The 25,824-nt window shown below is 67.1% G+C and carries 13 protein-coding genes; 9 read left to right on the forward strand and 4 right to left on the reverse strand.

Annotated elements, in window-relative coordinates; all coding sequences use genetic code 11:
* The first annotated feature begins 84 nt into the window (after positions 1-84).
* Positions 85-1,329 (forward strand): aspartyl/asparaginyl beta-hydroxylase domain-containing protein, encoded by a 1,245-nt coding sequence (locus IEX18_RS09345; protein WP_188658474.1) that lies wholly within the window; start codon positions 85-87, stop codon positions 1,327-1,329.
* 6 nt (positions 1,330-1,335) lie between these two features.
* On the opposite strand, the gene IEX18_RS09350 is transcribed toward IEX18_RS09345, so the two are convergent.
* Positions 1,336-1,842, reverse strand: a complete 507-nt coding sequence (locus IEX18_RS09350; protein WP_188658475.1) for a hypothetical protein — start codon at positions 1,840-1,842, stop codon at positions 1,336-1,338.
* Between the two features lie 327 nt (positions 1,843-2,169).
* On the opposite strand from IEX18_RS09350, the gene IEX18_RS09355 reads away from it, so the two are divergent.
* The 3 genes from IEX18_RS09355 (at position 2,170) to IEX18_RS09365 (ending at position 12,514) form a co-directional block, all read left to right on the forward strand.
* A complete protein-coding gene (locus IEX18_RS09355) occupies positions 2,170-5,133 on the forward strand; it encodes a TonB-dependent receptor domain-containing protein (RefSeq protein WP_188658476.1) in 2,964 nt (987 codons plus the stop codon).
* A gap of 388 nt (positions 5,134-5,521) precedes the next feature.
* Complete coding sequence (locus IEX18_RS09360; RefSeq protein ID WP_229664475.1) at positions 5,522-8,623, forward strand: TonB-dependent receptor domain-containing protein; 3,102 nt, start codon at positions 5,522-5,524, stop codon at positions 8,621-8,623.
* Positions 8,624-9,352: 729 nt separating this feature from the next.
* Positions 9,353-12,514 carry a TonB-dependent receptor gene (locus IEX18_RS09365; protein WP_188658477.1) on the forward strand — a complete coding sequence of 1,054 codons (3,162 nt, stop codon included), beginning with the start codon at positions 9,353-9,355 and terminating at the stop codon, positions 12,512-12,514.
* A gap of 71 nt (positions 12,515-12,585) precedes the next feature.
* Here IEX18_RS09365 and clpB read toward each other — a convergent pair whose 3' ends face one another.
* On the reverse strand, positions 12,586-15,165 hold the full coding sequence (gene clpB, locus IEX18_RS09370; RefSeq protein ID WP_188658478.1) for an ATP-dependent chaperone ClpB: 2,580 nt from the start codon (positions 15,163-15,165) through the stop codon (positions 12,586-12,588).
* Positions 15,166-15,307: 142 nt separating this feature from the next.
* Here clpB and IEX18_RS09375 point away from each other — a divergent pair, with 142 nt between their 5' ends.
* From IEX18_RS09375 to IEX18_RS09390, 4 genes are all read left to right on the forward strand, one after another.
* The gene (locus tag IEX18_RS09375) at positions 15,308-18,142 is read left to right on the forward strand and encodes a M16 family metallopeptidase (protein WP_188658479.1); all 2,835 of its coding nucleotides are present in this window, start codon (positions 15,308-15,310) and stop codon (positions 18,140-18,142) included.
* Between the two features lie 11 nt (positions 18,143-18,153).
* The gene (locus IEX18_RS09380) at positions 18,154-18,453 is read left to right on the forward strand and encodes a hypothetical protein (protein WP_188658480.1); all 300 of its coding nucleotides are present in this window, start codon (positions 18,154-18,156) and stop codon (positions 18,451-18,453) included.
* 324 nt (positions 18,454-18,777) lie between these two features.
* Positions 18,778-20,589, forward strand: a complete 1,812-nt coding sequence (locus tag IEX18_RS09385) for a DUF885 domain-containing protein (protein WP_188658481.1) — start codon at positions 18,778-18,780, stop codon at positions 20,587-20,589.
* Between the two features lie 289 nt (positions 20,590-20,878).
* On the forward strand, positions 20,879-23,080 hold the full coding sequence (locus IEX18_RS09390) for a xanthine dehydrogenase family protein molybdopterin-binding subunit (protein WP_188658482.1): 2,202 nt from the start codon (positions 20,879-20,881) through the stop codon (positions 23,078-23,080).
* Between the two features lie 27 nt (positions 23,081-23,107).
* Here the strand turns inward: IEX18_RS09390 and IEX18_RS09395 are convergent, their stop codons facing one another.
* Positions 23,108-23,650 carry a DUF4189 domain-containing protein gene (locus IEX18_RS09395; protein ID WP_229664476.1) on the reverse strand — a complete coding sequence of 181 codons (543 nt, stop codon included), beginning with the start codon at positions 23,648-23,650 and terminating at the stop codon, positions 23,108-23,110.
* Between the two features lie 28 nt (positions 23,651-23,678).
* Positions 23,679-24,494, reverse strand: coding sequence for a hypothetical protein (locus IEX18_RS09400; protein WP_229664477.1), 816 nt, complete (start codon positions 24,492-24,494; stop codon positions 23,679-23,681).
* A 287-nt stretch (positions 24,495-24,781) separates the two neighbouring features.
* Between IEX18_RS09400 and hemH the strand changes: the two genes are divergently transcribed.
* Positions 24,782-25,792: a ferrochelatase gene (hemH, locus tag IEX18_RS09405; protein WP_188658485.1), complete on the forward strand. Its 1,011-nt coding sequence runs from the start codon at positions 24,782-24,784 to the stop codon at positions 25,790-25,792.
* The last annotated feature ends 32 nt before the right edge of the window (positions 25,793-25,824 follow it).

Here is a 25,824-nt window from a genome sequence, read left to right on the forward strand (position 1 = left end):
GCCCTTGCGCGCCGATACCAGTGACATGTCCGCTCCCGCCATTCGCCAGCACCTGGCTGTCCTTCCAGCACCAACGGCCGCTGCATGAACCCGCACGCTCTCGAAGCCCTGTTCGAGCAGGCACAGCAGTCGGCGCGTGCCGGCCGGCGGGCGGAAAGCGCGTCCTTGTATCAGCGGATCCTTGCCCTCTCTCCGGACAATCCACGTGCGCTCAATGCCTTGGGCAATCAGGCCCTGACGGCGAACGAACTAGGTGCAGCACGATCCTGGTTCGAGCGCGCGGTCGCGGCCGACCCCAGGGCCGGAGCGATCTGGCTCAACCTGTCTGGCGTGCTCCGCATGCTGGGAGAGGACGCGGCGGAACTTGCCGCGCTCGATCAGGCGCTCGTCGCCGACCCCTATTTCGTCGTCGCGCTGTTGCAGAAGGCGCAATGGTTCGAACGTCATGATCGCGTCGCCGATGCCGTCGCCGCCTATCGCTCGCTGCTCGACGCCGCTCCGCCGATCGAGACGCTCCAGCCGGGCCTGCGCGAGGCGCTCGAACACGGGCGCCAGCTGGTTGCGGCACAGGATCTGGCCGTCGAGTCGGCGATCCGCGAGGAGCTGAGGGATCTGCCCGTCGGCTCGACCCGGCTCGACCATGCCTTGGAGATTTTGGGCGGGCGACGCCGCATCTACCATCCCAAGCCTGCGGGGCTGCACTTCCCCTATCTGCCCGCGCTCCAATATTTCGACCGCGCGGACTTCCCCTGGTTCCAGGCGCTGGAGGCCGCCACCGACGTTATCGGCGACGAGTTGCTGGCGATGACGCGCGAGAGCGACCGGAACGCGCCCTATGTCCGCATCGCGCCGGGCACGCCGGTCAACCAGTGGCAGGCCCTGAACAACTCGCTCGACTGGGGTGCGATCTTCCTCTTCAAGGACGGCGCTGAGGTCGCCGAAACCGCGGAACGCTGTCCGCAGACCATGGCGCTACTGCGCAGCCTGCCGCTGCTCGACATTCCGCATCGGGGCCCAACGGTCATGTTCTCGACGCTGCGCCCCCACACCCGCATCCCGCCGCATCACGGCGTGACCAATGTGAGAGCGGTCGTCCACCTGCCGCTGCTCGTGCCCGACGGTTGCGGTTTTCGCGTCGGGTCCGAGACGCGGCACTGGCGCGAGGGTGAGGCATGGGCCTTCGACGATACGATCGAGCACGAGGCCTGGAACGACAGCGATCACACCCGCGTGATCCTGATCATGGATGCGTGGAATCCCTGTCTCGATGCCGATGAGCGCACCGCCCTGCGGCGCGCGCATCAGGTTCTCGGTCGATTCGAGGGGTAGCCGCCGCTACTGGACGCGAACGACCCTGACCGATCGGGACGGCAGCCGCAGGAAATAGCTGCCGAGCGCCGCCGACTTGATCACGACCGGCTGCCCCGCCTTCGGGAAAATCTCGGTATCGTCGGTCTGCCGCCAGCGCATGCCGTTATCGAGCGTGAACTCCCACTTCTGGAAGCCGGCGCTCCGCACCGACGCGATCTTGGCTTCGATCTGGGTAGGCGCGTCGCCGTCGTCGCTGCCGAAGATCGGCAGGCGCAGCGAGCCAAAGCCGAACAGCGCCTTCTTCGACTGGCGGATCTGCGCCTTGTCGGCGACGACGACGTCGCCCGTCCGCTCCGCCGTGGCGAGCGCCGAAACCTTCTCGTCATAGCAGGCAAGACGCGCCTGCTGATCGACTACCGCTCGACAGGCCGTCAGGTCGCGCAGGACCGCTGCAGGTTCTGATCGCGGTGCAGCGTCTGCCGCGATCGAGGTGCCAGTTGCAACTAACAGCAGTAAAGCTGACCTTTTCATTCCAGCGCTCACCTTGAAAAATGCGTTGTTCAACAAACACATAGGCGTTCGAATTCACTAGTGTTGCAGCTTTGCGACACAACTAGCCTGAAGTGCGGCTTCGATAACTCTGCCGCTTTACAGCGCCCCGGCGACTTAGCACAAATCAGAACATCAAATCGGACGGAATTCCCGTTCGGCTGATGAGACGCGCGGACATTGCATAAGCGAGCCGGAGCATCTCTTACTAAGAGCCTCAAAAAGGGGAATTTTCAAGCAATGACCCGCCGTCGAATCAACTCTTCCCTGCGTTGCAGCGCTGCAACGTTCGCCATCGGCCTTGCGGCCATGTCTTCGCCCGTGTTCGCGCAGGCTGCCCCTCCGGGCGCCGCGGTTCCGGCTGCGCAGGACGATGCCGGCGCCGGCAGCGAGATCGTCGTCACCGGATCGCGCATCGCGCGTCCGGATCTCGAGGGCACCAGCCCGATCGCCGTCGTCTCGTCGCAGGACATCGCCCTCAAGGCCGCCTCGGCGAACATCGAGAACGTGCTGAACGACCTGCCGCAGGTCACCGCCACGACCTCGTCAACCTCGAACAATCCGGGCGGCGGCGTCGCGACCGTCAACCTGCGCGGCCTCGGCTCGCAGCGCACCCTCGTGCTGGTCGATGGCCGCCGCTACATGTCGTATGACGTCAGCCAGGTGGTCGACCTCAACACCATCCCGGCCTCGCTGATCAGCCGCGTCGACGTGGTCACCGGCGGCCAGTCGGCCGTCTACGGTTCGGACGCGATCGCGGGCGTCGTCAACTTCGTCCTGAAGCGCGACTTCTCGGGCGTCGAGCTCGGCAGCAGCTACCGCGTCACCGAGCGCGGCGACGCGCAGATCTGGGACATCAACGGCACGATGGGTGCCAATTTCGACGACAATCGCGGCAACGTGACGCTGTTCGTCGACTATCTGAAGCGCAAGCCGACCTTCGCCGGCCAGCGCGACTTCTCGCGCAACGCGCTCAGCGACAACCAGGACGGCAGCGCACCCTTCGCCGCCGGCGGCTCGGGCTCGGTCCCGCAGGGCCGTATCCTCCTGCAGAACCAGACGGCGCAGGTCGGCGGCAGCACCACCCCGGTGGTGCTCAATCCCGGTCTCAACGCGCGCCTGAACAATGGCTGCGCCACCTCGAACACCATCTATCAGGTGTTCACGCCGGCCGGCGCGTCGACCTGCTACACCGCAGCCGACGGGTACAACTTCAACCCGGTCAACTATCTGCAGGTGCCGCAGGAGCGCTTCCTCGTCTCCGCCATGGGCGAGTACGAGATCAACGAGCACTTCCGCCCCTATTTCGAGGCGCAGTTCGCCAACAACCGCGTGAACACGCAGCTGGCGGCGACCCCGATCAGCAACGGCACGCCGTTCGGCTCGGGCACCACCGGTCCGATCTCGATCCAGACCAACTCGCCCTATCTGTCGGCCGCTCTGCGCACCGCGCTGACCGCCTACGACCAGAACGAGGTGACCTGCACCGGCACCGCGCCGAACCAGACCTGCGCTCCCGCTGCGACCCGCGGCGACGGCTATGTCCGGGCGAACTTCAACTATCGTACGACGCAGCTGGGCGGCCGGCTCAACCAGGACGAGCGCAACGCCTTCCGTATCGTCACTGGCATGAAGGGCGATATCGGCGCCGGCTTCAGCTATGACGGCTACTATATGTACGCCCGCACGAAGAACTCGCAGCGGCAGGACGGCAACGTTGCCATCGACCGCTTCCTGGCGGGCGTGCAGACCTCGTTCGACGCCGCGGGCAACCTGCAGTGCGCCAGTGCCTCCGCACGGGCGGCGGGCTGCGTTCCGGTCAATATCTTCGGCCTCAACCGCCTGAGCCCGGAAGCGATCACCTATATCGGCATCGGCGCGACCAACCTCGAGCAGTACACCACCCAGGTGGCCAGCTTCGTGGTGACCAACCCCAGCCTGGTCGATTTCGGCGCAGGCGGCGTGGGTCTGGCGGTCGGCGCCGAGTGGCGCAACGAAGCCGGTTCGGTCACCCCGGACGAATATCTGTCGTCGGGCAACGTCGCGGGCTTCAACCCGGGCCAGCCGACCGCGGGCAGCTATTCGGTGCGTGAGTTCTTCGGCGAGCTTCGCGTTCCGCTGCTCACCGACACGATCATCCACCGACTCGAGCTGAACGCCGCGGCCCGCGCCTCGCACTATTCGAACGCGCCGGGCAACGTCTTCACCTGGTCGGCGGGCGGTCAGCTCGCGCCGATCCGGGATCTGACCTTCCGCGGTCAGTATCAGAAGGCAATCCGCGGCCCGAGCGTCAACGAGCTGTTCCTCGGCAACACCGTCAGCTTCAACGGCAACGCCGACCAGTGCGGCCTCGCCAAGGCGCTGACCAACACCCAGCTGAACACGATCTGCCGTGCGCAGTTCGCGGCGGCGGGCGCCCCTGCCTCGCTGATCGGCAACGCCGGCATCCAGGGAACGGACGTCAATCCGCTGACCTTCACCGGCGGCAACCGCAACCTCCGCGAGGAAGAAGCCCGGACCTACACCTTCGGCGGCGTGTTCCAGCCGTCGTTCATCCCGCGCTTCTCCGTCACGGTCGATTACTACAACATCAAGATCGATGGCTATATCGGCTCGGTTCCGACCGACACGATCGGGTCGCTCTGCTTCGACAAGTTCAACCAGACCTACTGCAACCTGATCACGCGCAACTCGTCGGGTCAGATCGACAGCTTCGCATCGACGCTGCAGAACACCGGTGGTCTGAAGACGTCGGGCATCGACATCACCGCCGGCTACACCCAGCCGCTCGGTGCGATCCTGGGCACCGACAACGCCCGTCTCGGTTTTAGCTTCTCGGGCACCCGCCTGCTGAACCTGAAGCTGACCCCGGTGATCGGCGAGGACACGGTGATCAGCTGCGCCGGCCGCTTCGGCGCGCAGTGCGGCGTCCCGACGCCGAAGTGGAAGCACACGCTGCGCACGACCCTGGGCATCGGCGATATCGCCGGCTCGCTCCAGTGGCGCTACATCGGCAAGGCACGCGACGACGACGACGCGACGCTGTACGGCTCGGAGACGATCAAGGGCTATAGCTACTTCGATCTGACCGCGACGTTCGACGCGACCGAGACCTTCCAGATGAACGTCGGCGTCAGCAACCTGTTCGACAAGACTCCGCCGCTGTCGGCGTCGACCCAGCAGGGCGGTAACGGCGAGCAGTCGAATACCTTCCCGACGCTGTACGACGTGCTCGGCCGCGCCTTCTTCGTCAGCGGTCGCCTGCGCTTCTAATCCGTCGATCAACCTCGACATCTTGGGCGGCGCTCCCTTCGGGAGCGCCGCCTTTCTTGTGTGTCCACCAAACCCGCGACCGTCCGCACAGGCGCGACCGTGCATGGGGAAACCAGCCGATCCACCCGCACTCTTCCGTCTGGAAGTTGCGTCAATTGGTGCTCCGCAAAACAACCTATGTCGCGTCGCACGTGTCGAAAATGCAACATATTAGCAATTTTCCGACAAACTTAATCTCGGTTAGGTCAGCAAGGTTGCTGTTTTTCGAGACCCCAGTTCTAAGTGCCCCGGTTATCCAGCCCATTCAAAAGGCGATGGAAAACGACAGGGAAGCACGGATCAGCGGCCGACACGCTCGTAGCCAAGATCCAGAATAGGATTTTTCCGCATGAAGAGTCTCAACGCCATCCGGGGGGGATTGCGCGGCAGCGCAGCGACCGTGACGCTCGCGCTGATGGGCGCGGGTCTGGTTGCCTCCACCCCCGCCTTCGCGCAGCAGGCGCCGAACCCCGCCGAGCAGAATGACGCCGCCGAGGCGCCTGCCGCCGCTGCAGGCCGCACGGGCGACGACATCGTCGTCACCGGCTCGCGCATCGCTTCGCCGACCATCACCTCGGTTTCGCCGGTGCAGGTCGTCAGCGATCTCCAGATCGACCAGTCGGGCGTGTCCAACCTCCAGGACCTGCTGCTCGAAAACCCGGTGTTCGGTTCACCGGCCCTGGCGCGCACCAACTCGGCCTTCCTGACCTCGGGCACGGGCGTCGCGACGGTCGACCTGCGCAACCTCGGCACCGACCGTACGCTGGTCCTCATCAACGGCCGCCGCGTCGTCGCCGGCCTGCCGGGGTCGGCCACCGTCGACCTCAACGTCGTGCCGGTGCAGTTCCTGCAGCGCGTCGACATCCTGACCGGCGGCGCTTCGTCGCTCTACGGCTCGGACGCGGTCGCAGGCGTCGTCAACCTGATCTACAAGGACAATTTCGAAGGTATCGAGGGCAACGCCCAGTATAACTTCACCGAGCGCGGCGATAACCGCGACTATCAGGCGAACGTCACCGTCGGCAGCAACTTCTCCGACGGCCGCGGCAACATCATGGTGCACCTGGGCTACACCAACCAGGGCCAGCTGCTGTCGCGTCAGCGTCCCAACACCCGGGTCGACGATTCGGACCGCTTCTTCAACGTGACCGGCGATCCCGCTGATTACGGCGTTCCGGTAGAGGGCACCTTCTCGGGCATCCCGCCACAGGGCGTGTTCACCGCCGGTGGCTGCCAGTTCACCTACGGCCCGACCGGCGCGCTGGAGCGCGGGTTCAGCGCCAATGGCGGCACGATCAGCGCGGCCCAGTCCGCGGCGTGCGGCGTTCCCGCCGGTACCGCGCTGCCATCGCGTGGGTTCAACCGCCAGAATTACCGCACCATCGCGGTGCCGGTGGAGCGCTACCTCTTCGCGGCACGCGCGCACTACGACATCACCGACAGCATCCGCTTCATCGGTGAAGGCACGTATGCCAAGACCACGTCGGACCGGAACATCGAACCGTTCGGCTTTACCTCGGCCGGCACCGGCGGTGCGTTCCCGGGCTCGGGCGGTCAGGCGCCGATCGAGACCCGCGTCACCACTGCCGGCGTGGGCGGCGCTGCGCCGACCTTCTCGATCGTGCGCAATCCTTACGTGCCCGACGCGATCTACAATGCCGCGACCGATACCGATGGCGACGGGCTGCGCGACATCGGCTTCTCGCGCCGTCTGCTCGAGTTCGGCAACCGCCGCAGCTCGACCACCCGCGACTTCTATCGTTTCGTCGCGGGCTTCGAGGGTGACGTGTTCGCCGACAAGTTTCACTGGGACCTGACCTATAACTATGGTCAGACCACGGAGAACCAGAGCGGCAACGGCCAGATCAACACAGCCAACTTCCGCAACGCCTTCGCGGTGGTGACCGCGCAGAGCGTCGGTCTGCCGGGCGGCACCACGCCGGTCTGCGCCAGCGCGCAGGCGCGGGCGGAGGGCTGCGTCCCCGTCAACATCTTCGGGCTGGGCACCATCTCGCAGCAGGCGCTGAACTACCTGCAGGCGGACCAGACCTTCCAGACGAAGATCACCCAGCAGGTCGTGCAGGGCAATTTCTCGGGTTCGCTGGTCGATCTGCCTGCCGGCCCGCTCGGCATCGCGATCGGCGCCGAGTACCGCAAGGAGACCAGCAGCGAGAACAACGATTCGCTCACCAATCAGGGCCTGAACGGCGGCAATGCGCTGCCCGACACGGCCGGGTCGTTCAACGTCAAGGAAGTCTATGGCGAGATCAACGTCCCGCTGATCCACAATACGCCCTTCATTCAGCAGCTGAACCTGCGCGGATCGGGCCGTATCTCGGACTACAGCACGGTCGGTACGGTCTACAGCTATAGCGGCGGCGTCGAGTGGATGCCGATCGAGGCGGTGCGCTTCTCGGGCACCTATGCCCGCGCGGTGCGTGCGCCCAACATCGGCGAGCTGTTCACCGGTCCGTCGCAGACCTTCCCGACCGTCAACGATCCCTGCATCGGCATCGGCGCGACGGGTGGCGGCGTCCTGGGCGACACCTGCCGTGCGGCACCGGGCGTGCTGGCGAACATCGCGGCCAATGGCGGCGCGTTCGCGGTGACGCTGCTCGATCGGCAGGGCGTCAGCGGCTTCAACAGCGGCAACCCGAACCTGAACGAGGAAACCTCGGACTCGTACACCGCCAGCGTCACGATCAACCCTCGGGAGATCAACCTGCTGCGCAACACGGTGCTGCGCGTCGACTACTTCAACATCAAGATCAAGAACGCGATCTCGGCGCCGCCGCGCGCCTTCATCCTCGATCAGTGCTACAATCAGAACAACCCGACCTACTGCGCCTTCATCTCGCGTCGTCCTGCGGCGACCGCGGTGAACAGCGCCGGTACGCTGGAATTCGTGAACGCGGCGTCGGTCAATGCCGGCCGCCTCGCCACGGAAGGTCTGGACGTGACGCTGACCCAGCGCCTGCCGCTGGCCGGCTTGGGTCTGCCGGGTGATCTGAATGCGCGGGTGTCCTACACCCATGTGTTCAACGGCTACATCATCCCGCTGCCGGGTTCGGATCGCGACAATTTCGCGGGCGAGATCGGTGCGGCGAAGGACCGGTTCACCTCGACGATCGGCTATGTCGGCGACCGCTTCAACGTGAACTTCACCGGCACCTATATCGGCCGGTCGAACGAGGACGACCAGACGCTGGCGGCCTATGATCTGGGCCCCGACGCGATCAAGATCCCGGCGAAGTTCTATCTGGACACCCAGGCCTCGTTCAAGGCGGCCAGCCAGTACGAGTTCTACTTCGGCGTGGACAATCTGCTCGACACCAAGGCGCCCAACATCCTGTCGGGTTCGCCGTACAACGTGACCGGCACCGACACCGCCGCTGGCGTGTACGACGTGTTCGGCCGTCGCTACTATGTGGGCGCACGCTTCCGCTTCTGATCGCGGAAGGGTATCGTCCCGGACATGGGGGGCGGGTCCGCAAGGACCCGCCTTTTTTTTGTTCCGGCATGTCAACGCCGCCTGGCCCTGACCGGCGCTCCACTACCGCTTCCCGCCGACCGGTTGAGGGCGAAGTCCAACGCTCTCACGCCCTGCGATCGGGGCCTCGTCACGCCACCGTCGGCGTACCCTGACGAGAGCGTGGCGCTGACGAAGCGCTGCCGCGAGCGATGCGCCCGCCACATGCACTTGTACGTCTGCGACGCGCTTTCCGCTTCTTGTCAAGAGCCGCATGCACCATCCGCGCACATTCCTCGGCGGCCGTGCCGGCGCCAGATCGATCCGCACGAACTCAGAGGCGGCACGGGTCTTCCACCTCCAAAGGCAACATGTTCAGACTCTTAGCGCATGTAGTAGCGACGAAATACATGTCTTAAACTTAGAAACCGACAAATTATCAGCACTAACAAGACTCAATTCCAGTACATATCGGAAGCAACATACCGGATTAATTCAACATAACAGCTTATTCTTTTGTGGCGTTTCTGCTACAACTTCGTTGAAACGTCTCTTCCGTTTAGTTGGTCTTCTTTACAGCTTCGGGTCCGGCAATCACTTTTGCCGCCGCTCGATCGTCCGAACGCGTGTCTGACGGTCGCGAAGCGCAACGACCGATCCCGCGACAGGTCGACAAAGGCCGGGGATCGCAAAAAGAGGGAACCACTCAACGTGAAGAGCACCTTGAACGTAGCGCGCCGAACCTTGCGGGGCGGCAGTGCATTTCGAGCTCTTGCGCTGCTCGGCGCTGGTCTCGGCGCGACGGTCGCAGCGACGCCCGCAATCGCCCAGGACTATACGTCCGGTGCCATCGGCGGTACCGTCTTGGACGATGCCGGTCGGCCGGTTGCCAACGCCGTCGTCAACATCACCTCCGTCGCGCAGGGCACGGCCCGCACGGCCCGGTCGAATGGGTCGGGAAGCTTTCTCATCAACGGCCTTCCGATCGGCGCCTATACCGTCAAGGTGGATGCTCCGAACGCGCCAAGCTGGCGAGCCGATGATGTCAGGATCCTCGCTGGTCAGACCGCACAGCTGAACATCGCACTCGCCGCATCGGGGAGCGATGACATCGTCGTTACGGGTACCCGCGCCGTTGCGTCCTTCACGGGTACGACAACCGGCTTGAACGTGGATGTCACGGACTTCATTGCCAATCGTCCGCTCGGCCGCGACCTGACGTCGGTGATCCTGCTCGCACCCGGCACGACGGCAGGCAATTCGTCCAATTCGACGTTCAACGGCCTGCCATCGATCGGCGGCTCGTCCGTGGCCGAGAACGCCTATTATCTTAATGGCCTGAACCTCACCAATTTCGACAATTATCTCGGCGGCGCCAAGGTCCCGTTCTTTTTCTACCAAGGCATTGAGATCAAGAATGGCGGCTACCAGCCGGAATATGGTCGCGCTACTGGCGGCATCGTCAACGCCGTGACCAAGTCGGGCACGAACGACTTCACCGCCGCCGTGCATCTGGACTGGTCACCCAACTTCCTGCGGTCGCCCAGCAAGAATACCCTTTCCTGGGATGGTTCTGCGTACACGCCGAACACCAATCGCCGCGCGGACAAGGCCGACAACGTGTCCGTCACGGTCGAGGCGGGTGGCCCGATCATCAAGGATCGCCTGTTTGTCTACGGCTTGGCCCAATTCCAGCGCGCAACCAGCATCGACAACAGCCCCCGCGCCGGCACGGCTTATTCGTACAAGAACGACGATCCCTTCTGGGGGGTCAAGATCGATGCCTATCCGTTCGACAGCCAGCACCTTGAATTGACCGTCTTCGACACGCGCAACACCAATGAGCGATCGGATCTCACCTATTCGACCGTAAACGGGAAAGTCGTCTATGGCACCGCGACGGCCGTCACGGGCTTCAAGGGCGGCGGGCTCAACTATGTGGGCAAATATACCGGCAGCCTGACCGACTGGCTGACGGTGTCGGCGGCCTACGGTCGGGTGCGCGACCGCTTCGATCAGGTACCTCTGGCGGGTGCCGGCAATCTTCCCGCATTTTCGAATGCATCGGGTGCTACCACGTACGGCGTCCCGAATGGCGGCTACTATAACGGGCAGCGGCTGGGCAGCAACGATGTCGTCTACAGCACGGAGCGCAAGTTCTTCCGCGCCGATGCCGATATCCTGTTCACGCTCCTGGGCAATCACCACCTCCGGGGCGGGTACGATCAGGAGAATAACACGCTCGAGCACGTCACCGTGCGCAACGGCGGCGCATTCCAGTTCAGCAAGGGCTACATCTCGCAAGCCGCCTACGATGCCGTTTTTGGAGGTGCCGGCGTCCAGTACATCGCCCGCGCTGCCAACGCCAACGGCCCGGTGGTGGAACTGAACTATTTCAACACCGGTGGTACGTTCAAGGCCAAGAACAAGGCGTTTTACATCCAGGACGAGTGGAAGCCTTTCAGTCGCCTGACGCTCAACCTGGGCGCCCGTCGCGACGATTTCAGGATCAACAAGCCCAGCGGCAACACCTTTGCCGATCTCAGCAAGAACTATGCACCTCGGGTGGGCGCGGAGTATCGGTTGTTCGGAGATCGCTCGGGCAAGCTGTTCGGCTCCTACGGCTGGTACTATCTGCCGATCGCGAGCAACACGGCCTTTCGACAGGGTGCTCCGTCCTACTATATCCGCCAGCGCTATAACTTCACCGGAGTGCGCGCAGATGGTACGCCGATCCTGGGCGGGTTGGTGACGAACAACGGCAGTTACCAAGCCGCATGCCCATTCGCGCTTCTACCCGGCGGCGCGCTGACGAACTGCAACGTCACTGGCGATGGCTCCGACATCAACACGACACAGGGTGTTGCCGCGAATCTCAAGGCGACCCGGCAGAGCGAATTCATCGCCGGGTACGAACAAAAGGCCGGTCTCTGGACGTTCGGCGTCAGCTACACGCACCGCAACCTCGATCGTACCGCCGAGGACTCCGCAGTCGATGCCGCCATCAACGCCTACTGCACCGCGAACGGGATCGTCGCGCGTCCCACCAAGGGTGGCGCCGCCGTTCCCTGCTCGACCATCTGGAGCGGCTACCACCAGTACGTGATCAACAATCCTGGAAAGGCGATCACCGTCAATCTGCTCGCCACCGGTTACGACATCAACAATCGCACGGTGAATCTGTCGGCCGACGCTCTCGGCTATGGCAAGGCGAAGCGAACCTACGACGCCGTCGTGTTCAGCTTCGATCGTAAGTGGGACGGCATGGTGTCGTTCGGCGGCAGCTACACGTGGTCCAAATCGAAGGGCAACTCCGAAGGTTACGTACAGTCCGACTTCGGCCAGTCCGACTCCGGCATCACCCAGGACTTCGATCAGCCCGGCTTCGTGGACTATTCGTACGGCAACCTCCCGAACGATCGTCGCCACATCATCAAGGCCTTCGGCAACGTCGCGCTTGGCGAGCAGCTGGTGCTGGGCCTCAACACCGAGATCAAGTCGCCGGCGTCACTGAGCTGCTTCGGCTTCCATCCGAAGGACGTTTTTGCCAACGGCTACGGCGCGGCCTCGCATTATTGCGGTGGCAAGCCCAGCCCGCGCGGCTCCGCACAGAAGAGCGATTGGTTCGAAACCATCAACCTCGCGGTACGGTACAATGCGAAGATCGCCGACCGGCAGCTGACGCTGCGCGCAGACGTCTTCAACCTTCTGAATTCGCAGGCCGTTCTTGGTCGCGTGCAGACGGGCGATCTCGACGTCGTGTCCGGGTCCAACAATCTTCCGACCAGCTACATCCCGGATCCCAACTACGGACTGGCATCGCTTTACCAGCCGCGCCGCTATGTCCGGCTGGGCCTGGACATCGCCTTCTAGGATCGAAGAACCCGAGTTGGCGAAAGGGGGCGGGTCCGCAAGGACCCGCCCCCTTTTTGCGCCCCACCCCCTCACCCCGCCGTCAGCACCAGCTTCCCGTCGCCCTCGTCCACCTTCACGGTGGAGCCGTCCTTCACCTCGCCGCGCAGGATCGCCTCGGCGAGCGGGTCCTGCAGGTAGCGCTGCACCGCCCGCCTCAGGGGCCGCGCGCCATAGACGGGGTCGTACCCGACCCGCCCCAGCCACGCCCGCGCCGCATCGCTCAGGTCGAGCGTGATCTTGCGGTCCTTCAGCAGCTTGCCGACGCGGCCGACCTGGATGTCGACGATCGGCGCCATATGCGCCTGGCCCAGCCGGTGGAACAGGATGATCTCGTCCAGCCGGTTGAGGAATTCCGGGCGGAAATGCGCGCGGACGATCTCCATCACCTGCGGCTCGACGGTCGCGACATCCTGATCGTCGGCCACATTGGCGAGGAACTGGCTGCCGAGGTTCGATGTCAGCACGATCAGCGTGTTGCTGAAATCAACCGTGCGCCCCTGCCCGTCGGTCAGCCGCCCGTCGTCGAGCACCTGGAGGAGCACGTTGAATACGTCGCCATGCGCCTTCTCCACCTCGTCGAACAGCACGACCTGATAGGGCCGCCGCCGCACCGCCTCGGTCAGCACGCCGCCTTCCTCATAGCCGACATAGCCCGGCGGCGCGCCGATCAGCCGCGCGACCGCGTGCTTCTCCATGAACTCGCTCATGTCGATGCGCACCATCGCGTTGGGATCGTCGAACAGAAATTCGGCGAGCGCCTTGGTCAGCTCGGTCTTGCCGACGCCCGTCGGCCCCAGGAATAGGAAGCTGCCCAGCGGCCGGTTCGGGTCCTGCAACCCCGCCCGCGCGCGGCGGACGGCGGTGGAGACGGCGCGCACCGCATCGGCCTGGCCGATCACGCGCCGGCCCAGCACCTCTTCCATGCGCAGCAGCTTGTCGCGCTCGCCCTCCAGCATCCGGTCGACCGGCACGCCGGTCCAGCGGCTGACGACGCCCGCGATATCGTCGGCGGTCACCTCCTCGCGCAGCATCGCGCCCTTGGATGCGCCCTGCGCTTCCTCCAGCTGCTTCTGGAGCTGCGGGATGGTGCCGTAGGACAGCTCGCCGGCGCGGGCGAGGTCGCCCTGCCGCTGCGCCTGATCGAGCGCGATCCGGGCCGCGTCGAGCTGCTCCTTCAGCTTCGTCTCGGCGCCGATCTTGTCTTTCTCCGCCTGCCAGCGCTGGGTCAGCTCGGCCGATTGCTGCTCGAGATTGGCGAGATCCTCCTCCAGCGTCTCCAGCCGGTCGCGGCTGGCGGCGTCGGTCTCCTTCTTCAGCGCCTCGCGCTCGATCTTCAGCTGGATGATACGGCGATCAAGCGTCTCGATCTCCTCGGGCTTGCTCTCCACCTCCATGCGGATGCGCGATGCGGCCTCGTCCATCAGGTCGATCGCCTTGTCGGGCAGGAAGCGGTCCGCGATGTAGCGGTTCGACAGGGTCGCCGCCGCCACGATCGCGCCATCGGTGATCCGCACGCCATGGTGCAGCTCGTACACGTCCTTCAGCCCGCGCAGGATGCTGATCGTGTCCTCGACCGTGGGCTCGCCGACGAACACCGGCTGGAACCGCCGCTGGAGCGCCGGATCCTTCTCGACATATTTGCGATACTCGTCGAGCGTGGTCGCGCCGACGCAGTGCAGCTCGCCGCGGGCGAGCGCGGGCTTGAGCAGATTGCCCGCATCCATCGCGCCCTCGGACTTGCCCGCGCCGATCAGCGTGTGCATCTCGTCGATGAACAGGATGATGTCGCCCTCGGCCGCCTTCACCTCGTCCAGCACGCCCTTGAGCCGCTCCTCGAACTCGCCGCGATATTTCGCGCCCGCGATCAGCGCGCCCATGTCGAGCGCCATCAGCCGCCGGTCCTTCAGCGTATCGGGCACGTCGCCATTGGCGATGCGCAGCGCCAGCCCCTCGGCGATCGCGGTCTTGCCGACGCCGGGCTCGCCGATCAGCGCGGGATTGTTCTTGGTGCGGCGGGCGAGGATCTGGATCGTCCGGCGGATCTCCTCGTCGCGGCCGATCACGGGGTCGAGCTTGCCGTCGCGCGCCGCCTGGGTCAGGTCGCGCGCGAACTTCTTGAGCGCGTCATAGCGGTCCTCCGCCCCCGCCGTGTCGGCGGTGCGGCCCTGGCGCAGCTGGTTGATCGCGCCGTTCAGCCCCTCGGGCGTGACTCCCGCCGCCTTCAGCGCCTTGCCCGCCGCGGTGGTGAGCGACAGCGCCAGCGCGACCAGCAGCCGCTCGACGGTGACGAAGCTGTCGCCCGCCTTCTGCGCGATCTGCTCGGCGGTATCGAGGACGCGGACGGTGTCGTTGTCCAGCCCCGGCGTCTGTTGCGCGCCCGAGCCGCTGACGGCCGGGATCTTCGCCAGCGCCGAGTCGGTTTCGCTGACGGCGCGGCGCGGATCGCCGCCGGCCGACTGGATCAGCCCGGCGGCCATGCCCTGCTCGTCCTCCAGCAGCGCCTTCAGCACATGCTCGGGGGCGATCCGCTGATGGTTCATGCGGATCGCGACGGTCTGCGCCGATTGCAGGAAGCCCTTGGCGCGGTCGGTGAATTTCTCGATGTTCATAGTGGTTCGGCACCCCTTGGTCTGCAGCCAAGTTAGTGTTGCATTTGCGCAACACAAGACCCTGAGCGAGACACTTTATTGCGTCTGCCGGCAATGGCGGTCTAGCATCCGGGATCATGTTGAAGCGGGGACGACCGAACCGATGACTTTCAAGACTTTGGCTCTTTGCGGCGCGGCAGCGATTCTTTCGGCCCCGCCCGCGGCGGCGCAGCCGGGTCAGCCCGCGCCCGTCGCCCAGCTCGTCGGGCAGGTCGATATCCCCTATGAGCAGTTCACCCTGGCCAACGGCCTGCGCGTCGTCGTCCATACCGATCGCAAGGCGCCGATCGTCGCCGTCAGCGTCTGGTACGATGTCGGCGCCAAGCACGAACCCGCCGGCAAGACCGGCTTCGCGCATCTGTTCGAGCATCTGATGTTCAACGGCTCTGAGAACGCGCCCGGCGACTTCTTCGAGCCGCTGAAGCAGATCGGCGCGACCGACCTCAACGGCACGACCTATTTCGATCGCACCAACTATTTCGAGACGGTGCCGACCGCCGCGCTCGACCGGGCGCTGTTCCTCGAGAGCGACCGCATGGGCTATCTGCTCGGCGCGATCACGCAAGGGGTGCTCGACGAGCAGCGCGGCGTCGTCCAGAACGAGAAGCGGCAGGGCGACAACCAGCCCTATGGCCTGCTGCGCTATGCCGTGACGGAGAATCTGTTCCCGGCGGGCCACCCCTATGCGCACGACACGATCGGCTCGATGGCCGATCTCGACGCCGCCTCGCTGCAGACGGTCAAGGACTGGTTCCGCGACCATTATGGCCCGAACAATGCGGTGCTCGTGCTGGCGGGCGACATCGATGCGCGCACCGCGCGGCCGCTGGTGGAAAAGTATTTCGGCGCGATCCGCCGCGGTCCCCAGACGCAGCGGCCGGTCGCGCCCGTCCCGACGCTGCCCGCGGCCCGCACCATCACGCTCAACGATCGGGTCGCCCAGACCATGGTCTCGCGCTACTGGGCGGTGCCGGGCGTCAACGATGCCGATGCGGCGGCGCTCGACGTGGCGGCGTCGGTGCTCGGCGGCATGGCCTCGTCGCGCCTCACCAACCAGCTGGTCCGCAAGGAGCAGCTGTTCGTCCAGGTCGGCGTCGACAACAACAGCTACGCGCAAGTCGGCACGTTCGAGATCTACGGACTCGTCCGTCCCGGCGTCGATCCGGCGGTGGCCGCGCGGCGGCTCGACGCGATCGTCGCCGACTTCCTGCGCACCGGCCCAACGCAGGACGAGGTGACGCGCGCGGTCACCGGGCGGGTCGTCGGCCGCATCCGCGGGCTCGAATCGGTCGGCGGTTTCGGTGGCAAGGCGGTCGCGCTGGCCGAGGGCGCGCTCTATTCGGACGATCCGGGCTTTTACAAGAAGCAGCTGGAGCAGCTGGCGACGGTGACGCCGGCGCAGGTGCGCGCGGTCGCGGGCCGCTGGCTCGGTCGCCCGGCGCTCACCGTCGACGTCGTGCCGGGCCAGCGCGCCGCCTATGCGGAGGCCAAGGTGCCGCCGCCCGCCCAGCCCGTTGCCGCCGCGCCGGTTCCGGCCAAGGGCACGCGCGGGCCGCTTCCCGCCGTCGCCGAGCTCAAGGGGCTGAGCTTCCCCGCGATCGAGCGTGCGACGCTGTCGAACGGTATCAAGGTCGTCTATGCGCGGCGGACCGCGGTGCCGATGACCACTGCGGTGATCAGCTTCGATGCGGGCATCGCCGCCGATGTGGCGAACCGGCTCGGCACGCAGAGCCTGACGATCTCGATGCTCGACGAGGGCATTCCCGGCTATGACGCGATCGCGCTGGCCGAGGCGCGCGAGCGGCTGGGCGCCGCGATCGGCACGGGTGCCTCGCCGGACCGCACCACCAGCTCGCTGTCGGTGCCCAGCGTCAACCTGGTCGCGGCGAGCAGCCTGTGGTCGGGCATGCTCCGCGCGCCGACCTTCCCGGACAGCGAGCTGCCGCGGGTGAAGGCGCAGCAGCTCGCCGGCATCCAGCAGGAACTGACCTCGCCCTACGGCCTCGTCGCCCGCGTCCTGCCGCCGCTGGTCGTCGGCACCGACTCGCCCTATGCCAAGAATCGCGGCCAGGGCGATGCTGCGGCGGTGACCGCGGCGACGCGCGGCGACCTCGCCGCCTTCCACCAGGCGTGGCTGCGCCCCGACAAGGCCCGCATCTTCGTCACCTCCGACCGGCCGCTCGCCGAGCTCACGCCGGTGCTGGAGCGCGCCTTTGGCGACTGGCGCGCGACCGGCGCCGCGGGCACCAAGACCTTCGGCCCGATCCAGTCGGCCAGCCCGAAGATCGTGCTGGTCGACCGCCCGGACAGCCCGCAATCGATCGTCGCGGGCGGCACCGCCACGCCGCTGCGCGGACGCGACGACCTGCTCCCCGCGGGGATCGCGAACGACGCACTGGGCGGCGACTTCCTGTCGCGGATCAACATGAACCTGCGCGAGGACAAGCACTGGTCCTACGGTGCGGGCGGCAGCTACGATCATTTCGAGAATGCGGTGCCCTACACGCTGCGCGCGGGCGTCCAGGCCGACAAGACCGGGGCCAGCCTGGCGGAGATGCGCCGCGAGCTCGCCGATTATGTCGGTGCCCGCCCGATGACCCAGGCCGAGTTCGATCGTGCCGTGACCGGGGCGATCCGCTCCCTGCCGGGCGATTACGAGACCTCGGGCGCGATCCTGGGCGCGATGCAGCAGAACGACCTGTTCGGCCGTCCCGACGACTATCAGGCGACGCTGCCCACCCGCTTGCGCGCGCTGACCATCGATCAGGTGCGTGGCGCGGTGCGCAACTCGCTCGATCCGAAGCGGTTCGTCTGGGTCGTGGTCGGCGATGCGGCGAAGGTGCGGGCCCAGCTTGACACGGCCGGACTGCCGGTCGAGGTCATCCCGGCAGGTGCGGTCGCCGGCGGCGCAGCGCCGCAGGCCGCCGCGGCCAAATAAGGAGAGTTGCGATGGCGGATGTGGACGGCAGCTACGACTGCACGGTGAAGTCGCCGCTGGGCGACCAGAAGATGACGCTGACGGTGAAGAGCGACGGCAGCAGCTTCACCGGCAACGTCTCGGGCGCGATGGGCGCGATGGACGTCTCGGGCGAGGTCGCGGGCAACCAGGTCAGCTGGAAGCAGCAGATGACCGTTCCGATGCCGATGACGCTCGACTGTCTTGCGACGATCGACGGCGACACGCTGGTCGGCGCCGTCGGGGCGGGCGCGTTCGGCAGCTTTCCGATGAACGGCACGCGGGTGGGGTGAAGCGGACGCCGCAAGCCACCTGATATCCTACCGAAACGTCACCCCGGCGCAGGCCGGGGTCTTCCGGTTGGCTGGCGCTGTGGCCACCCGGCGAGATCCCGGCCTGCGCCGGGATGACAGAGGGAAAGTATGCCCACGAATGTTCCACGTGGAACATTCGTGGAACGTGGCGTCCGTCGGCGCCACTGCGGAGAGGGTTAGGCTTCCTCCCGTCCGTCATCCCAGCACAGGTGAGATTCTGAGACGCGGCAAACCCCTCCCCCCGGAACTCCGCATCCCATCCACCCCTGTACAACCCCCTGAGAAGTTGCGACGTTCGCCTGCATGACGACCCGCCGCACCTTCCTGGCCGGCACTGCCGCCAGCCTCGCCGCCACCACCCTCCCACGCAGCAGCGAAGCCCAGAACGCACCCGCCTCCCCGCTCGACCCGCTTTTCGCCGATCTGATGCAGGCGCAGCTGCGCCGCAGCCCGGAAGGCGCGACCAGCCTGGGGCTCGATACCGGCGCCAATGCCGATCTGCGCGCGAAGCTCTCCGACCAGTCGCTCGCCGCCATCGCCGCCAACAAGGCCGCGACCCGGGCGGAGCTGGCCCGGCTGGAGGCGGTCGATCGCCGCCGCCTGACGCCCGAACAGCAAATCGACCTCGACAGCGTCCTCTATATCCGGCGCTCCGCAGTGCGGATCGGCCAGTTCGATTTCGGCGGCCAGGCCTATGGCCCCAGCCCCTATACGGTCTCGCAACAGGCGGGCGTCTATCAGTCGGTGCCGAACTTCCTCGACACCCGCCACAAGATCGACACCGCCGGCGACGCCGACGCCTATCTCCAGCGCATGTGCGCCTTTGCCGGCCAGCTGGATGCCCAGACCGAGCGGATGCGACGCGAGGCGGCGGGAAAGGTCGTCCCGCCCGACTTCATCCTCGACCTCACGCTCGCCCAGATGGCCACGCTCCGCACACCCGCCGCCGACGCCACCATCGTCGCGACACTCGCGAAGGGCGCGGCGGCCAAGGGGCTTTCCGCCAGCTATGCGGACCGGGCTGCGCGCATCTGGGAGGCGCAGGTCCTTCCCGCGCTCGACCGCCAGATCGCGCAGGCCCGCACGATGCGCGCCACCGCCACGCACGAAGCCGGCGTGTGGAAGCTGCCGCGCGGCGCCGACTTCTACCCTGCCGCCTTGCAGGCGACGACGACCACCAGCCTCTCGCCCGAAGAGGTCCACCGCTTCGGCCTCGATCAGGCGAAGGCGATCGGCGCGCGGCTCGATGCGGAGCTGCGCAAGCTCGGCTATACGCAGGGGACGCCCGGCGCGCGCATGGCGGCGCTGGGCCGCGATCCGAAATATCTCTTCCCCGACAGCGAGGCCGGGCGCGCACAGGCGATCGCGTTCTGCAACGAACGGCTGGCGGCGATCCGCGGCCGCCTGCCCACCGTCTTCGCCCGCCTCCCCGACTATCGCTTCGAGGTGCGCCGCGTGCCACCCGCCAACGAGGCGGGTTCGGCCAGCGCCTATGCGCAGGCGCCCTCGCTCGACGGCAGCCGGCCCGGCCTCGTCTATTTCAACCTGCGCGACATCGGCGACTGGCCGCGCTTCGCGCTCGTCACCACCACCTATCACGAGGGGCTGCCGGGCCATCAGATGGAAAGCGGGCTCGCCCTGTCGAACACGCGCCTGCCGCTGATCCGCAAGACCGGGGGCTTTTCGGGCTATGGCGAGGGCTGGGCGCTCTATGCCGAGCAGCTCGCCGACGAGATCGGCATGTACGACGACGATCCGCTCGGCCGCTGCGGCTATCTGGTCGCCCAGCTGTTCCGCGCCAATCGCTGCGTGGTCGATACTGGCCTGCACCATTACCGCTGGAGCCGCGAAAAGGCGGTCGCCTATTTCGTCGAGCAGCAGGGCGATACCGAGAGCGACGCGGGCCGCGAGATCGACCGCTACTGCGTCAATCCCGGCCAGGCGGCGAGCTACAAGCTGGGCCATTCGGTCTTCGTCGACATTCGCGAGAAGGCGAAGGCGAAGCTCGGCTATCGCTTCGACCTCAAGGCCTATCACGGCGCGGTGCTGGCGCACGGCCGCGTCCCCCTCGACGTGCTGCGCCGCGTCGGCGACGACTGGATCGCGGCGGCCTGAGGGGGATTGCCGGTTCCCGGTCAGAGACGGACGCGACGCGTCCCCCTTCCGTCATCCCCGCGAAGGCGGGGATCCAGAACCTCGGACGCTTGCGAGAGATGCGGAAGGCTCCCGCGCGTCTGGATCCCCGCCTTCGCGGGGATGACGGATAATAGGTCAAAGGTTTTGCCTTCGCCGGGGTGACGGAAAGTGAAGGTGCCGGCTTCCTCAGGAGCGCCGCACCCGCGCGCGCCACGAAAGCCCCGCGAACGCTTTGATTGCCCCGCAATTCACCCTAAACGCGGGCGCCATGGTGCAGATCTCTCGGCGCGGCGTGTTGATCGGGGGCGGGGCGGGGATCGGCCTCGTCGCGGCGTGGACGCTGTGGCCGCGCCGCTATGCGCCGACGCTCACCGCCGGACCCGGCGAGCACGCATTCGGCGCGTGGTTGAAGGTCGCCGAGGACGGCCGCATCGTCGTCGCCGTGCCGCAGGTCGAATATGGCCAGGGCAGCTGGACCGGCCTCGCGCAGATCGCCGCCGACGAGCTGGGGGCGGACTGGCGCACCGTCGGGGTCGAGCCGGCGCCGCTCAATCCGCTCTACGCCAATCCGCTCGGCATCGACGATCTGCTGGAGGGGATGCCGGCGCACTGGCCCGCCGGAGACGCGCACAGTGCCGCCCCTGCCCCCGAGCTCACCGCCGCGTCCAGCTCGATCCGCATGTTCGAGGAGCCGCTGCGGGCCGCCGCGGCGGCGGCGCGTGCGGTGCTGTGCATGGCCGCGGCGCAGCGCTGGGATGCGGACTGGACGCAGGCGAGCGCCGCGCAGGGCTTCGTCACGCTGGGCAAGCGACGGCTGCGCTTCGCCGATCTGGCGGCCGAGGCGGCGCGCCTCTCCCCGCCCGATCCGCTGCCGATCGGCGTCGCCGGCGCGGGCGCGCTGATGGGCCAGCCGCTGCCGCGGCTCGATGCGCCCGCCAAGGTCGACGGCTCCGCGCCCTTCGCCGCCGACATCCGCCTGCCGAACATGGTCCATGTCGCGATCGGCCAGGCCCCGCCGGGCGACAGCCGGCTGCTCGCCGTCGATCGCGCCGCCGCGCAAAAGGTGGCGGGGTTCATCGCCCTGGTCGAGCGGCCGGGCTGGGTGGCGGCGGCCGCAGCGACCGGCTGGGCGGCGCAGCGCGCGCTCGATGCCGCGCATCCGCGCTTCGCCACCGACGGCGCGGTCGTGGACGACGAGGCGATCGCCGCGGCCCTCGCCGCCGCGCTGGACGGCGACGGCCACCGCATCGCGGGCAGCGGCGACCTGCGCGAGACCTTCGCGGGCGCAACGCTGTTCACCGCCACCTATCGCGCCGCGGCCGGGCTGCATGCCGCGATGGAAACCCCCGCCGCCACCGCGATCCTTCGCGACGACCGGCTCGAGCTATGGGCGCAGGCGGAGGCGCCGGGCCGGCTGCGCGCCGCCGCCGCGGCCGCCGCGGGACTGGCGGAGGGCGCGGTGACGCTCCACCCGCTGCAGCTCGGCGGCGGCTTCGGCGGCGCGCTCGACCCGCGGGCGGCCGAGCAGGCGGCGATCCTCGCGATGGAGCTGAAGCGGCCGGTCAGCATCGTCTGGTCGCGCGGCGAGGCGCTGCTCCACCAGCGCCCCCGCCCCCCGGCGGTCGCCCGCATGGCGGCGCGGCTCGGCCAGGGCGGCGCGATCCTGGGCTGGCAGGCGAAGATCGCCGCGCCCGCGACCGGCCGCGACCTGGCGGCGGCACTACGGCCCGACCGGCTGACGGGACTGGCGCTGGGCCTCGATCCGGCGGACCGCTATGCGGTCGGCGGCGCGCTGCCGCCCTATCGCATCCCGGCCGTCGCGATCGATCATCACCCGGCGGCGATCGGCCTGCCGACCGGGCATCTGCGCGCCGGAATGCACGGCCTGACCTGCTTCTTCACCGAAAGCTTTCTCGACGAACTGGCTCACGCCGCCCGGTCGGAGCCGGTCTCGTACCGCATCGGCATGCTCGGCGGCGAGCCGCGCCTCGCCCGCTGCCTGTCGACCGCCGCGTCGCTCGGCGGCTGGGACGGGGGCGTGCCCGGCAGCGGCCAGGGGATCGCCGCCCACGCCTTTCGCGGCAGCTACGTCGCGGTGATGGCGGAGGCGCAGCCGGGGCCGGACGGGCGCGCCCAGGTCGGCCGGCTGGTCGCCGCGGTCGATTGCGGGCGCGTCGTCAATCCCGGGTTGGTCCGTCAACTGATCGAGGGCGGGCTGATCTTCGGTCTCGCCCAGGCGCTCGGCGCCTCGACCGGCTATGCGCGCGGCCTCGCCACCACCCGCGGCTTCGACACGCTCTGGCTGCCGCGGCTGGCCGACAGCCCCGACATCACGGTGGAGATCATCCGCTCCGACGAGGCACCGGGCGGCGTCGCCGAACTCGCCGTTCCCCCGGTCGCCCCCGCCATCGCCAACGCGCTCCAGACCATGACCGGCCAGCGCATCCGCCATCTGCCGCTGACGGGGTGAGAGGGTAACGGCTGCCGTCAGCCGCGCCTATTCATACACCCATTGCTGCCAGCGCGTGACGCCGTGATGGCTGCAATTGACCAGCTTCACCACGCAGGTCTTCGTGCTCCAGTCCCGCTCGCAAGCCTGGCGGACATGCGCCTCCGCCTCTTCCTGCGTGCTGCCGGTATCGACGGTATCGTTGCCGGGCACTTCCTGCTTGCCGTTGACCGCCCGCGCCACGGCCGCGCACTGATTGGTATAGGACAGCATCAGCCGGCAGTCGGTGCCGCCATTTTCGCGGCAATGGCCGATCGCGCCCTGCTGCGCATCCTTGCGCGACGGATATTGGTAGCTGCCGTACCAGAGCGCCTTTGCCGCGTCATAGGCGAGCGCGCCGAACGACTTGTCGACCCGGACGAAGTTCTTCAGCACCGGTGTCGGTGGCGGGCAGTTGGGACCGCCCTGCGGTACGCCGTTGCAGATGAAGACCGTCGGCATCTGCGCCACCGCCTGCGACCGCCAGCCGAACCACGTGCCGCCGATGACGATCGCGGCGGCGATCGCCAGCCAGAAGGATCGTGCCGTCACCCCTATCCTCCCTTGCCGTAGCGGCGGCTCAGAAGCCGAGCACGCTGCGCAGCTTGTTCTTTTTGGGCTTGGCATCGTCGTCCGCCGCGGCGTTGCTCTCGACCCGGGCGGACGGGCCGCAGCGCGCCTGCATGTCGAGCTTGTCGCCGATCACACCGCCGACCGCCGCACCGGCATAGACGGCCTTCGCTCCACCGACCTTGCTGCCGAGCAGGCCACCGAGCATCCCGCCCGTCGCCGTCCGGCCGCCGCCGTCGGTGTGCTTCGTGCAATCGGTCACGTCCTTCGCCGCGGAGGTATGCACCTTCGGCCCCGCCCCCGCCGCGACCGGGGTGGCGGCGGGCTTTGCCGTCTCCTCGGGATCGACATTCGCCTGATAGACGATCGTGCGATCCGGCCCTTCATAGATGTGCAGCAGGATCCAGCTCGCGTCGCGCCGGGCGACGATCACGCGCAGCTTGTCGCCGAACAGCCCGTCCACGCCCTCGGGCGCGACCTTGCCCGACAGGAGGATGAGCTTGCCCATGTCGTTGCCGCAGGTGGCCGTGCTCGAGCAGCCGAACACGATGGTGTAGCTGGTCGACCTCAACCGCGCCTCATAGAAGCGTGCGACCTGCAGCGCCGAGACTGCCGGCCTTACCGCATAGTCGAAATGACTGACCGTTCCCGTCACAGTCTGCCGATTCGCCGTCCCGTCCGCATCCTGGATCGGTCCGGTCGGCATGACGATCTCGTCCAGCGACGGCGCCCGGTAGAGCTTGAGGACAGCGTTCGGATAGCGTGGAAACAGCGGGTGATCCTCGCCCGCACCGGACCCGCTCGCCGCCACCGCCGCGGACGCCATCAACAGCGCACCAGCCATTATATGTCGGAGCAGATACATGGTACCTCGACTACGAACAGGTCCAACTCTGCGGCCGAGCTACTATGCCGAGCAACATCGATCAACCTGATCTTGAATTCCTGCGCTTTCACAGGACGTTGGCAGGCGAAATCTGCCCGGACAAATACTGCAATCTACACGCTGGCAGCGACTCAGCGATTCAGTACGCCGCCTGCACGAGCGGCGGCCGATCCTGCGCCACCAACCGCCCCCTTATGCGTTGCGCCGCGGACCGTTAGGACCGCATCATGACCAGTCTGCCCCCGGGCCATCCCGCCATCCCGTCTCCGCGCATCGGCGTGCTGCTGATGAACCTCGGCACCCCCGACGCCCCCGACGCGCGCAGCGTGAAGCGCTATCTGGCCGAATTCCTCTCCGACCGGCGCGTGGTGGAGATCCCGCAAATCGCGTGGCAGCCGATCCTGCGCGGGATCATCCTCAACACCCGCCCGAAGAAATCGGCCCATGCCTATAGCCAGGTCTGGCGCGAGGACGGCTCGCCGCTCGCGGCGATCACCAAGGCGCAGGCGGCCCGGCTCAAAGATGCTTTCGGGCCGGATGTGCTGGTCGACTGGGCGATGCGCTACGGACGCCCCGCCATCGCCGACCGGGTACAGGCGATGAAGGATGCCGGGTGCGAGCGGATCCTGCTAGCCCCGCTCTATCCGCAATATTGCGCGGCGACGACCGCAACCGCCAACGACAAGGCCTTCGCGCACCTCGCCCGGATGCGCTGGCAGCCGGCGATCCGCACCCTGCCGCCCTATTATGACGATCCGCTCTATGTCGACGCGCTCAAGGTCTCGATCGAGGAGAGCCTGGCCCGGATCGGCTTTACGCCCGATGCGCTGATCGCCAGCTTCCACGGCATGCCGCAGCGGACGCTGGAGCTGGGCGACCCCTATCACTGCCATTGCCGCAAGACCGCGCGCCTCCTGTCCGAAGCGATGGGGCGACCGGTCGAGGTCGCCTTCCAGAGCCGCTTTGGCCGCGCCAAATGGCTGGAGCCGGCGACCGACGCGACGCTGGAAGCCATGCCGGCGCGCGGAGTGAAGCGGGTCGCGATCTTCGCGCCCGGCTTCTCGGCGGATTGCCTCGAGACGCTGGAGGAGCTGGCGATCCGGGGGCGCGAGAGCTTCATCGAGGCCGGCGGCACCGACTTCGCCTATCTGCCCTGTCTCAACGATGAGGATGGCGGCATCGAAATGTTGGCGCGAATCCTCAGGCGCGAGCTTGAAGGCTGGGTGCGCCTGCCCTAGCGTCGGGGGCCAACGGGAGCAGGAGAGGCTTG

Origin of the sequence: Sphingomonas metalli, assembly GCF_014641735.1 — a bacterium.
In the GTDB taxonomy this organism is placed as follows: domain Bacteria; phylum Pseudomonadota; class Alphaproteobacteria; order Sphingomonadales; family Sphingomonadaceae; genus Sphingomonas; species Sphingomonas metalli.